9 protein-coding genes are annotated in these 12191 nt (G+C 43.3%); 4 read left to right on the top strand and 5 right to left on the bottom strand.

What is annotated here, in order from left to right:
* Positions 1 to 133 precede the first annotated feature (133 nt).
* Entirely contained in the window at positions 134 to 604 is a 471-nt protein-coding gene (gene argR, locus VCA1004_RS01615) for a transcriptional regulator ArgR (protein ID WP_086982110.1), read from the top strand.
* 271 nt (positions 605 to 875) lie between these two features.
* Positions 876 to 1820, top strand: coding sequence for a TAXI family TRAP transporter solute-binding subunit (locus VCA1004_RS01610; RefSeq protein ID WP_086984596.1), 945 nt, complete (start codon positions 876 to 878; stop codon positions 1818 to 1820).
* 19 nt (positions 1821 to 1839) lie between these two features.
* Here VCA1004_RS01610 and VCA1004_RS01605 read toward each other — a convergent pair whose 3' ends face one another.
* The 3 genes from VCA1004_RS01605 to rapA all read right to left on the bottom strand — a co-directional run bounded on the left by VCA1004_RS01605 (position 1840) and on the right by rapA (position 6724).
* Positions 1840 to 2856 (bottom strand): D-2-hydroxyacid dehydrogenase, encoded by a 1017-nt coding sequence (locus VCA1004_RS01605; protein ID WP_086982109.1) that lies wholly within the window; start codon positions 2854 to 2856, stop codon positions 1840 to 1842.
* Between the two features lie 34 nt (positions 2857 to 2890).
* Positions 2891 to 3628 (bottom strand): bifunctional tRNA pseudouridine(32) synthase/23S rRNA pseudouridine(746) synthase RluA, encoded by a 738-nt coding sequence (gene rluA / locus VCA1004_RS01600; protein ID WP_086982108.1) that lies wholly within the window; start codon positions 3626 to 3628, stop codon positions 2891 to 2893.
* 171 nt (positions 3629 to 3799) lie between these two features.
* The gene (gene rapA / locus VCA1004_RS01595) at positions 3800 to 6724 is read right to left on the bottom strand and encodes an RNA polymerase-associated protein RapA (protein ID WP_086982107.1); all 2925 of its coding nucleotides are present in this window, start codon (positions 6722 to 6724) and stop codon (positions 3800 to 3802) included.
* A gap of 530 nt (positions 6725 to 7254) precedes the next feature.
* Between rapA and VCA1004_RS01590 the strand changes: the two genes are divergently transcribed.
* On the top strand, positions 7255 to 8670 hold the full coding sequence (locus VCA1004_RS01590) for a PhoH family protein (protein ID WP_086982106.1): 1416 nt from the start codon (positions 7255 to 7257) through the stop codon (positions 8668 to 8670).
* Between the two features lie 396 nt (positions 8671 to 9066).
* Positions 9067 to 9696 (top strand): hypothetical protein, encoded by a 630-nt coding sequence (locus VCA1004_RS01585; protein ID WP_086982105.1) that lies wholly within the window; start codon positions 9067 to 9069, stop codon positions 9694 to 9696.
* 108 nt (positions 9697 to 9804) lie between these two features.
* Here VCA1004_RS01585 and thiQ read toward each other — a convergent pair whose 3' ends face one another.
* A complete protein-coding gene (gene thiQ / locus VCA1004_RS01580; protein ID WP_086982104.1) occupies positions 9805 to 10548 on the bottom strand; it encodes a thiamine ABC transporter ATP-binding protein in 744 nt (247 codons plus the stop codon).
* Complete coding sequence (gene thiP / locus VCA1004_RS01575; RefSeq protein WP_086982103.1) at positions 10548 to 12137, bottom strand: thiamine/thiamine pyrophosphate ABC transporter permease ThiP; 1590 nt, start codon at positions 12135 to 12137, stop codon at positions 10548 to 10550. Before thiP ends, thiQ begins: the two co-directional genes overlap by 1 nt.
* Positions 12138 to 12191 lie beyond the last annotated feature (54 nt).

Here is a 12191-nt window from a genome sequence, read left to right as displayed (position 1 = left end):
TAATGAAGATTGTAAAAATATCATTAACAATATAAAAACAACCGAGTTCGTGTTTATCACGTGAATGCTTGGTGATTAATGCTCACCTATGCGAAAATAGTGAAATTATATGTACTACTACAAGAATAGAACTATGAAAAATAATGATAAACAAGATAATCTAATTCGTTCATTCAAGGCTCTATTAAAAGAAGAGTGTTTCGGTTCTCAAGGCGAAATTGTTGACGCTTTACGCGAAGAAGGCTTTGAAAATATTAACCAATCCAAAGTGTCTCGTATGCTAACCAAATTTGGTGCGGTACGAACGCGCAATGCCAAAATGGAAATGGTCTATTGCTTACCGGCAGAATTAGGAGTACCTACGGCGTCGAGTTCGTTACGTGAGTTAGTGCTGGACGTCGGTCATAACGATGCACTTGTGGTGATCCATACCGGCCCTGGAGCGGCTCAATTAATCGCACGCTTATTGGACTCATTAGGTAAGTCAGAAGGCATCTTAGGCGTGGTCGCTGGTGATGATACTATTTTTATTACCCCAACCTTAACCATCACCACCAAACAACTTTATGACTCTGTATGTGATTTATTCGAATACGCAGGATAAGTTCGAGCTTCAACTCATTTCTTAGTCAATAGAAGGCGTTAACACTCATGACGTGAACGCCTTCTCATTTTTTACAACCCATAAAATAATTATCTACCTTCCTATATAACGAACCATTAGTATGCTTACTGCTAATGCTCATTATTTATACGCCACTATTCTCACCGGCCAAGGACCTTGTCCAGCAACGCTGATCAGGCATAAGGAATAAGCCATGACTGTACGTTCATTATTGACTCGCTATTTCCTCAAGAGTGTGGCAATACCGCTCATGCTCGTCGCCAACTTACAATCAGGTATGGCTGCCGAATCACTCTTACCAAAAACCTATATTACGATTGCAACAGGATCAGTAACTGGCGTGTATTACCCTGCAGGAAGCTCGATCTGTAAACTGATTAATAAAGGCCGAACACAACATAATATCCGCTGCTCAATTGAAGCGACCGCAGGCTCGGTTGAGAATATCGATAATGTTCGATTAGGACGTAATGATTTAGGCATTAGTCAAGCAGACTGGCAATATTTTGCTCATCAGGGGAATCCAGCTTTTTTACCCAAAACACCCTATACCAATATGAGAGCCTTATTTTCGCTCTACAGTGAACCCTTCAATCTGGTTGTCCGACAAGATGCCAATATTAACAGTGTGGCAGATCTTGCTGAAAAAAGAGTCAACATAGGCAATCCAGGATCGGGCGATCGAGCCACCATGAATATGATCATGAATCAGTTTGGTTGGTCAAAACAAAGCTTCTCACTCACGACAGAATTTACGGTAGCCAGCCGCGCTCAAGCCTTATGTGACAACCAAATCGATGCATTCATTTCTATTTTAGGTAATCCCAATGCGTCGATTAAAGAAGCGACAACCTCTTGCCAAGCCCAACTGATCCCAATAGCCGGTCCCAAGATCGAACAATTAGTCAAAACTACACCTTATTATACCCCAACCGTGATCCCGGCAAACCTTTACCCTAACAATGACCAAGACATCAACACTTTCAGCGTCTTATCCGTAGTCTTTAGTGATAGCCGCATGAGTGACGAAGTGGCTTATCAAATCACAAAATCGGTGTTTGAGAACTTCGATACCTTCAAACGATTACACCCGGTATTTTCGAAACTCCAAAAACAGCAAATGATTCATAATGGCATTTCTGTTCCTCTGCATCCCGGAGCCATTCGTTACTATAAAGAAGTGGGATTAATGTAATGGACAAACCTAACCGGCCCTAAACCACACGATTTTGTTCAATACCTTGTTGAAACTTCTCAATATTATCCATCAGAATATGGCACAAGGCTTGAATTGAAGAATCGCTTCCCCATGCCACATGAGGCGTTAACAATAAATTAGGTAAATCCTGATTGGCGAGTAAAGGATTTGACTCATCAGCCGGCTCTTGAGTAAACACATCACACCCCGCCCCTGCAATTTGCTTGGCTTTGAGTGCTGCCACCAAATCAGCTTCATTGACTAAGCCACCTCGTCCAACATTAATCACAATAGCGCTGGATTTCATTGCGCTTAACTCCGGCTCAGCAATCAAGTTTTTGGTTTGTGGCGTTAAAGGACAATGTAGTGTCAAAACATCCGCACTTTCAATCACCCGCTGAAACTCCATATAACCAAGGCGGCAAGGAGAAACCCCTTTACGCTCTGCAAAGACTACCTTCATCCCTAATGCTTTAGCTAACACTGCCACAGCTTGTCCAAGGCTGCCACTGCCAATAATCCCTATGGTTGATCCTGCAATATCGGTAATTGGATGAGTAAAGAAACAAAACTGTTTGTCTTTTTGCCACACACCTGCGGCGATATCTTGATGATAACCAACCAAGTTACGCTTCAAGGCAAACATCATCGCCAATACATGTTCTGGCACTGAGCGAGTGGCATAACCTTGCACATTAGTTACGGCAATTTTATGTTCTCGACAATAATCAAGATCGACATTATTAGTGCCAGTAGCAGAGACTGCGATCAATTTGAGATTGGGCGCTTGAGCTAATAGCTCCGCCGTCAATGACACCTTATTTGTAATCACAATATCGGCCCCAGCAATGCGCTCAACAACCTGTTCCGGTGAGGTAAAATCATATTGTTGCCATTGGTGCTCAAACGTTAGGTTCGGTAATACGATGTGCTCAGGAATCGTGGCATGATCGAGAAAAACCACGGTCAATTTACTGGTTAAAGGTTTAGGATGAATTGGGGCAGGAGCTACAAATTGAGATGAGGTTGACATAAGAAATCCTTTTCCATAACCAACAAGCTTGGTTTTATGATGAGATCAAAGTTTTATAATCAGGTAATTCAACCTCAGGGTCAAAATGTTGCAAGATCTGTGCAGTTACTGTGGGATAAAAATCACAGGCCACAAATGAGGTCGATAATTGATTATTGCTCGGATGATAAAAGCTCAACTCCGCTGAATGCAACTGTAATCGCTGAGAATATGCTAAAGCGTCAGGAGTAGCATAAAACTCATCCCCAACAATCGGATGACCTAAGGCCAACATGTGAACACGTAATTGGTGGGAACGCCCCGTAATCGGTAATAACCGCACAACTGTCGTTTGGCCTTCACGAGCCACCACTTGATAACGGGTTAAAGACGGTTTGCCATCTTGATGACACACTTTCTGCCGAGGGCGATTTGGCCAATCACAAATCAAAGGTAGGTCGATTTCCCCTTGATCTTGCTCCACATTTCCCCACACCCGAGCGTAATAGATCTTATGCGTTAAGCGGTACTGAAATTGCTTTTTGATGTGACGCTCTGCCTCTTTCGTTAGAGCAAATAACATCAAGCCTGAGGTCGCCATATCCAAGCGATGTACCACTTCAATCTCAGGGTAAGCCTCACGCAAACGGCTCCACATACTGTCATAATGTTCAGCCAATCGCCCCGGTACAGAGAGTAATCCTGCGGGTTTATTCGCTACTAAAATATGTTCATCTTGGTAAACAATATCAATCCAAGGCTCAGTTGGGGGGAGGTATTCAAGTAGGGCCATTAAGACGGTTCCTAGTTTGGAGTTCCTAGTCCCTAGGATTCTCTCCCTAAAAAAATAGTTCAAGGGATAATATTTAGGGTGGAAAACTAACAAATAAAATATGTACAAATCACCCCAGTTCCTAGAAGTTACCCTCTAGGAACTAAAAACTAGGAACTAGGGACTGGTTTTTTACTGATGCGCTACCACAATCAAACGCAATGAATCGAGTTGCAATTGCGCGGTCTCAATGTAACCAGACAAGGTTTCGATTTGTGATTCAATCGCCACAATTTCTTCATCACGAATGTTTGGATTGACCGCTTTTAAAGCCAGTAAACGTTCCAGTTCGAGATTAAGTTTTTGCTGCATTTCCAGCTTGGCGGTTTGGCGAACCTCATCCAATTTTGGCAATACCGCTTGCTCTGCTTTCTCAATTAAGCCATGGATCTGATCTTGTACCGAGCTGGCGACTTTACTTGCCATGTGTCGGTTAATCGGACTTAACTGGCGGTTAAAGGTATCAAATGGAACTTGTTCCGACAGTTCATTACCTTTGCCATCCAACAATAAACGGATCGGCGTTTTCGGTAAAAATTGGTTGATACCACTGCGTTTTGGCGCTTGTGCATCGACTAAATACACTAACTCCAAGAACATCGTACCGACGGGTAAGGCTTTATTTTTCAATAATGAGACGGCGTTGGTGCCGACATTCTCACTGAGCAATAAATCGATGCCCCCTTGGATCATCGGGTGCTCCCAACTCATAAAGTGCATATCTTCACGCGACAAAGCAGTGTCACGATCAAAGGTGATGGTAGCTCCTTCATACGGCAAACCAGGATAACTTGGCACCATCATGTGCTCTGACGGCGTAACCACTAACGCATTTTCACCTTTGTCATCTTGATTCAAGCCGATGGTGTCAAATAGGCCAAGCGCAAACGTCACCAAATTCGTATCGTTGTCACCATTGGCAATGGTTTCGGTAATTTTCTGCGCCTTTTCACCACCATTAGAATGAATTTCTAACAGTCGATCACGGCCTTGTTCCAATTTGGATTTAAGTTGTTTATTCAGCGCGGCCGAATGTTCGACCAATTGCTCTAGCTGAGAGTGATCATCATTGGCTAGCATGGTGATCAACTCCGCTGAATATTGATCGTAAACCGAGCGTCCGGTTGGGCAGGTTTCCGCAAACGCATTCAAACCATGGTGATACCAATGAGCTAACGTGGCTTGCGCAGAGTCTTGTAAATACGGTACAAAAATATCGATATCACGGCTTTGACCGATACGATCTAAACGACCAATACGCTGCTCAAGTAAATCCGGGTTAAACGGTAAATCAAACATCACGAGCTGATTAGCAAACTGGAAATTACGACCTTCTGAGCCGATTTCCGAACAAATTAGCACTTGTGCACCACCTTCTTCCTGAGCGAAATAGGCCGCCGCTTTATCACGTTCTAAAATCGACATGCCTTCATGGAAAACCGTCGCACGGATCCCTTCACGTTCACGCAAGGCTTGCTCTAATTGCAATGCCGTAGTGGCACGCGATGCGATCACTAAGATTTTCTCAGCACGTTTTGCCAAGACTTTTTCGATCAACCAGCTCACACGAGGATCAAAGTTCCACCATGAGGATTTATCGCCCTCAAGATCTTGCAAGATCTCTTCTGGGTATAAATTTTTCAAGGCTTGAGCTTGTTCAGGAAGATCACCATCCATCATTTTAGATACGCGCATGGCACGGCTATATTGTTCTGGCATCGGCATGTCGAGTAAATGAACATGGCGTTGCGGGAATCCTTGAATAGCCGCACGAGTATTACGGAACAAAATACGTCCCGTCCCATGGCGATCCATTAAGTTATCAATCAACTCTTGGCGGGCGAGTGTTTTCTGTTCAAGGTCAAATTCCGCTTGCGAGCTACAACCATCTAAAATTCGGAATAATGGCTCTGCATCTTGCTCAGAAAGCAGTTCAGTAATGCTGTTCTTCTCATCATTGGTTAATGGCTTACCTGACTCCAAACTCGCGACCGCTTCGGCCACTGGCGCATACTGTTGTTCTTCTTTGACAAAGGTTTGATAATCAAAGAAACGATCTGAATCGAGTAAACGTAAACGAGCAAAATGGCTTTCATGGCCTAATTGTTCTGGAGTGGCGGTCAATAATAAGACCCCAGCAATTTTCGCGGCTAAGCCTTCGATCATTTGATATTCACGGCTTGGTGCATCGACGCTCCACTCTAAATGGTGCGCTTCATCCACTACCAATAAATCCCAATCCGCGGCCACCGCTTGATGGTAACGTTTTTCATGTTTCTTTAAGAAATCCAATGAACATAAAACGTATTGCTGCGTATCAAATGGGTTAAGAGCATCGGCCTTGGCTTCTAAGCAACGTTCTTCATCAAATACTGAAAAATGCAGATTAAAGCGACGCATCATTTCCACCAACCATTGGTGTTGCAGCGTTTCTGGCACCACAATCAAAATACGCTCAGCACGGCCTGTTAGCACTTGTTGATGAATGATCATGCCAGCTTCAATGGTCTTACCTAATCCCACTTCATCAGCCAATAAAACACGTGGTGCATGGCGACGACCCACTTCATGAGCAATATACAATTGATGAGGGATCAAGCCGGCACGCATGCCACATAAACCACGCATTGGGCTTTTGTGCTGTTGGTATTGGTTGGTTAATGCGTTATAGCGCAACACAAAATTATCCATGCGATCAATTTGACCGGCGAACAATTTATCTTGCGGTTTATTAAAACGAATTTGATGATTAAGGAAAATTTCACGCAATGCGACGTCACTTTGCTGTGTATCTTGACGAGTACCAATATAAGTCAATACATTCTCTTGCACGTCGACGTGTTCCACTTTGAGCGTCCAACCTTCTTGACTCTCAATCACATCCCCAACGTTAAATATTACCCGAGTGATCGGCGCATCATTGCGTGCATATAAGCGGTTTTCTTCCGATGCCGCAAACATCAAGGTCACGGTACGAGCATCCAGCCCCACTACCGTACCCAGTCCTAAATCACTTTCTGTATCACTAATCCAACGCTGACCTAACGCAAATGCCATGTAATCGACTACCTTATGAATCTGACTGTATTGAAATCTATTTTAGTGGTTTTTCATGATTTTTTCTCACAAAACTTCACGCTAAACCACCCTCTGTCGTCCCTTGATATTGACGTTGTAAGCAAAACTTTTTGCCATCAACCAAGCCTTACGCCCAATAAAAAGAAGAGTCTTTCAGAGAAATAAAAAGTGGCACATCTTACTTGATGAGACCTGATATATCACCCTGAATTAAACTTAATTTTTCAACTGCCATAAAAGTGTCAATATTTGAGAGGTATGGTAAGGATGAAAGTCACAATCTTTCATATACTCATGATAAGTACTGAACAAACGGGTTCGACCTTATTCGAATGTCAGTGCTTAATCACTTAGGGTTTGATCGTTATGTAGCTGCACGCTACCGACACACTCGATAGCAAAGAGGAATAGGATGTTCCTCTCATACCTCTCACATTAGAGGTAGATCAGCAGCGACCTCTGGCAATCAAACATTGCTAGCCTTCCGCAACGCGGAAAAAGGAGATGCTATGGGCGCGAATGAAAAAACGCTAACCAGCCGTACCTCACAAGACAAACTGTCTCGCAAGATTTTTGTCTTAGACACCAATATCCTACTGCACGAACCGCACGCTATTTATTCCTTTCAAGAACACGACGTTGTCATTCCCATGACAGTTTTAGAAGAACTCGACCGCATCAAAGACAGCAAACGCGATGTCGCACGTGATGCCCGAGTCGCTATCCGAGCTCTAGAAGCGATTTTTCACGATGCCACTCCCGAAGAAATCTCCCAAGGCATCCCTTTTGGTTACGAACACCAAACCTCAGGTACCCTTTCTATTCTTGCCGATTATGATGTACAAGAAACCGACAAAGCCTTTGCCGATAAAGCCGGTGATAACCGAATTTTAAATGGTGTGTTGTCACTACAAAATCGCCGCTCCCCTCGTGAGGTGGTGCTGATCACCAAAGACATCAACATGCGCTTGAGAGCAAAAGGTGCAGGCGTTAAATTTGTCGAAGATTACCGTACTGACCAATTGATTGATGATGTTCAATACCTCACCAAAGGCTTTACCGAATATCAAGGCAGTTTTTGGGATAATTTCCAGCAAGTAGAAAGCCACACCTCAGGCAGTAAAACCTTCCATTTAGTGGATCGTGAAGGCTTAGAGCCCACCTTTATTAATCAATATTTAATTGACCAAGACACGGATTTTGCAGGAAGAGTTGAAGAGCTTCATCCAACCAACGCTAAAATTCGTGATTTAAGTCGAGAACGACTGCTGCACCGTCATGCTTGGGATGTCTACCCCAAAAATATTTATCAAGGCATGGCAATGGACGCCTTATTAGACCCTAGCATCGACTTGGTCATTTTGACCGGAGCCGCCGGGAGTGGGAAAACCATGTTAGCCATGGCTGCCGCATTAGAAATGACGATAGAGAAAAAGATGTTCGATAAGATCATCGTCACCCGTAATACCCCAGATATCGGTGAAGCCATCGGATTCTTACCCGGTACGGAAGAAGAAAAAATGATGCCTTGGTTAGCGGCAATTACTGATACGTTAGAAGCTTTGCATAAAAATGATCATTGCACCGAAGGATCCTTAAAATACATTTGCGATAAAGCCAACATCCAATTTAAATCGATTAACTTTATGCGCGGTCGTTCCATTCAAAATGCTTTTGTGTTGCTTGATGAATGCCAAAACCTCACCGCCTCACAAATTAAAACCATCATTACTCGTTGTGGTGAAGGCACCAAAATTGTGTGTTCGGGGAACTTAGCGCAAATCGATTCCACCTACCTCACCCCTGTCACCTCAGGCTTAACCTATATTGTTGAACGCTTTAAAAACTTTGAAGGCAGCGCCAATATTCACTTAAATGGCGTGGTTCGCAGCCGTTTAGCCGAATTTGCAGAAGAAAACTTATAATCTGTCTTCCTCTAAAACGGGCGAATTTACGCCCGTTTTTTTACTTAAGCTCAACCGAGGATAAGAGTGTCACAATAACAAGTCTACCTCGCTGAGATATAAGTGATAAAAATATCTATCCTATTACTTTGATTTTAAATAAGTTAGATACCTAAGCACTGTATTGAGTGACTTCTAATGATTCGCAGCTGAGGTTACTGAGAAAAGCCCGTTAATATCCTATTAATTTGAGACAATATCGTTTTGTTAGAATTAAAAAATATAAATTTAGTCCAAAATGATATTAGAGAACTTTAAGCGATCGCATTACCATCAGCCGCTTGTTTAAACCGAGTGGCGTGATCTGAGTCACAAAACATCAGTTTCCGCACCCGCTCACCACAAGTGGTCCCCATAATGCAAAACGATAAAAACATCACGATCATCAAGCGTGCCATACTACGCTTCCTTATTTTAGCTCTGCTAGTCGCTTTACCTGTTTTATGCATTCGTATTGATATCTTTTATTTTGATAATCATTTAGGCGAACTTTCCTTAACCGAGTTATTACAAGAAAGCATGTTATTGATTGCCACTTGCTTATTTGCTTTGATTGCCAAACACCAACCCGAGACTCGTCACGCCTACCTTTTAGTTACTGGCTTTTTTGCGTGCTTATTCATCCGTGAATTAGATGCGTTTTTTGACCTTATCTATCATGGGTTTTGGATTATTCCCGCACTCCTTGTTGCCCTTAGCGCTATTGGCTATGCGGCCAAACAACCACAAAAAACCATCCAAGGGTTATGTGAGCATGTGCAAAATAAAAATAGCACTTCAATGATGGTCGGATTGGCGATTTTATTGGTTTTTTCTCGCCTATTTGGTATGGGCAGTTTATGGGAAGGGATTTTAGGTGATGACTTTGTTCGTACCGTCAAAAATATTGCTGAAGAAGGCACCGAAGTCCTTGGTTATGTCATGATGTTTTATTCTGCATTATGCTATTACATCGACTCGAAACGCTCACTCGCCTCCCAAAAATAATATCAGGCAGGCGCTGTTTTGTGTTCTGATTTGCGCTCAGTTCAGCGTCTGCACACCGGATGGTATTTACAGGCAACCGATCTCAGACAAACGAGAAAGAATCATTGTTTAAGCTTCCAGCCCTCCGGCAGTAAGAAAGGCGGTGAATCCTTGGTTATGGTGACTAAGACTTAAACGTTCAATCTCTCCCACTTCACTAACTTGCCCTTGTTGCATAAAAGCAAAATGAGTGGCGATCATCTTAGCGTCACTCACATGATGAGTAACCATCAACACTGTGATTTGACGCTGCTTGGCTAACTTCGCCACCAATTGCAGCATCTCTTCTCGTAAAATAGGATCTAAGGCCGAAAAAGGCTCATCCAATAACCAGATAGCGTGTGATTGAACAAAACAACGCGCTAGTGCAACCCGTTGTTTTTGCCCACCAGACAATTGCTCAGGAAGCCTATCCAGTAAATCCTCGATACCAACCTGCTGCGCCGCTTCTTGTATTTGTTGTTGCTGCTGTGATGTCAGTTTTAATCCCGGGTGCAGCCCTAAGCCAATATTTTGTCGAACCGTAAGATGGGTAAATAAATTATGTTCTTGAAATAGCATCGCAATCGGACGTAAATGAGGGGCGGTTCCCACCACGTTATACCCATTAATTAAGATGCAGCCTGAATGAGGTTCTATAAACCCTGCCAGCAAACTGAGTAGTGTCGATTTACCAGACCCACTTGCCCCCATTAAGGCCATGATAGCGCCCGTGGGTAATTGCAGTTCAAATTCAAAGCTTTCGTTTTGGTATTCATAGCGCACTTGTCGTAAGGCAATCGCGACAGAGTGCGGCTTAAGGGGTTGTTTCATTATTGGCTACCACGTTTAAAAACTCGTTCAATTAACGTAAAACACAACACACTAAAAATCAGCAGACACAATGCCACCATCGCGGCGGCGTCCATTTGATAGCTGCCTAAGAGTTGAAACAAATACAAAGGCAAGGTCGTCAAAGACTGGCTCCCAAATAAAGCAATCGCACTTAAATCCCCCATCGAAAACATAAAGCAAATAGCAAAAGCATGAGCGATTGGCTTATTTAATGCCCGCCACTCTACTAAACGAAAACGACTCCAGCCTGACATACCAAGGCTTTGACACAGGTAGTGATATTGCTGTGCGGTTTGTAACATAGGCTGATTCAAGGTTTTAATAATATACGGCAGCCCCATTAGGCTATTAATCGCAATCACCACCCAAAATGCCAAACTAAATACATCCACTTGTTCACGTAACAACAAAAATAGCCCGGTACTGATCACAATCCCGGGGGTGACTAAAATAATGGTGCCCATTAATTCAATCTGACTGGCTCGGTGTTGCTGACCTTTTAATATCCAAGCTCGACTGGTCAATAAAATAGCAACCCCGAACACCAAGGCCAAAGTACTTGCCAGCATCGCAATTTGCAGTGATGCACTGAAAGCTTGCCAGAACTTACCTTGTTGCAACACAACAAAAGAGTGAGGATTCAGCCCTTGGATCACCACCATCATCAAGGGTGGCAATACCAAAAACATCGCGGCAATAATCCAAAATCCATCCCAAACTTTGGCTGCTCGGCTATCAATAAAATAGCGATATCCTTGGTGATGGGCCGAGTTCGAAGCGGGTAAGGTTCGCGTTAACTTCAACAACAATAAACTTAAACTACCGCATAGCAGCATTTGCCATAAGGCTAAAATCGCTCCAGTTTGTAAGTCAAAATCAAATTTAATCGCTTGGTAAATCGCCAGTTCAATAGTCGTTGATTTAGGCCCGCCTCCCAACACCATCACGGTTGAAAAGCTGGTAAAACACAGCATAAAGACTAAACCAGCAATATGCGGCAACTGTTGCTTCATTCGTGGCCATTCAACTTGGCGAAACTTATCCCAACCTTGCATTCCAAGATGGGCACACAGTTTATGTTGCTCATTTGGAATCGAATCTAAAGCATGCAATAACAAACGGCTCGCATACGGTAGATTAAAAAAGACATGGGCAATCAAAATGCCATTAAGACCATAAATAGAAAATGGCAATCGACTACCAAGCGATTGAAATAATTGAGCAATTAACCCACTATTGCCCAAAATAGCCACTAAGCCAAAAACCCCCACCAAAACCGGTAACACCAGAGTTGAAGCAAAAAGCTTAAGCAGTAAGGATTTTCCAAAAAAATGACGCCGAGATAAAGCATGAGCCACCGGAATGGCCAGCCCAACGCTTAACAGCATAGAAAAGGCGGCTTGATAAAAACTAAAAAACGTTATGTGACGCAAATACGGATCGGAGACAATCCAGCCGACATTCAAGGTGGGGGCATGTTGAATTAAGGCCGCCACAGTTGATAGCACAAACAAGCCAATCGTTAGCGCAATAACAATACCAAACTTAGGGACGGCAACCTTTACCATGCAACAACCCTAGCAAGTAGCCAGTAGCCTGAGATTGGCAGGCTACAAATCCGA

The organism is Vibrio aphrogenes (genome assembly GCF_002157735.2).
Lineage (GTDB): Bacteria > Pseudomonadota > Gammaproteobacteria > Enterobacterales > Vibrionaceae > Vibrio > Vibrio aphrogenes.
Note: the sequence above shows the minus strand (reverse complement) of the source record. Positions and strands in the feature narration are given on the sequence as shown.

Coding starts and splice junctions, on each gene's coding strand:
- thiP (WP_086982103.1), bottom strand. CDS start 12,137: ATGGTAAAGGTTGCCGTCCCTAAGTTTGGTATTGTTATTGCGCTAACG.
- VCA1004_RS01585 (WP_086982105.1), top strand. CDS start 9,067: ATGCAAAACGATAAAAACATCACGATCATCAAGCGTGCCATACTACGC.
- VCA1004_RS01610 (WP_086984596.1), top strand. CDS start 876: ATGCTCGTCGCCAACTTACAATCAGGTATGGCTGCCGAATCACTCTTA.
- argR (WP_086982110.1), top strand. CDS start 134: ATGAAAAATAATGATAAACAAGATAATCTAATTCGTTCATTCAAGGCT.
- rapA (WP_086982107.1), bottom strand. CDS start 6,724: ATGGCATTTGCGTTAGGTCAGCGTTGGATTAGTGATACAGAAAGTGAT.
- VCA1004_RS01605 (WP_086982109.1), bottom strand. CDS start 2,856: ATGTCAACCTCATCTCAATTTGTAGCTCCTGCCCCAATTCATCCTAAA.
- thiQ (WP_086982104.1), bottom strand. CDS start 10,548: ATGAAACAACCCCTTAAGCCGCACTCTGTCGCGATTGCCTTACGACAA.
- rluA (WP_086982108.1), bottom strand. CDS start 3,628: ATGGCCCTACTTGAATACCTCCCCCCAACTGAGCCTTGGATTGATATT.
- VCA1004_RS01590 (WP_086982106.1), top strand. CDS start 7,255: ATGGGCGCGAATGAAAAAACGCTAACCAGCCGTACCTCACAAGACAAA.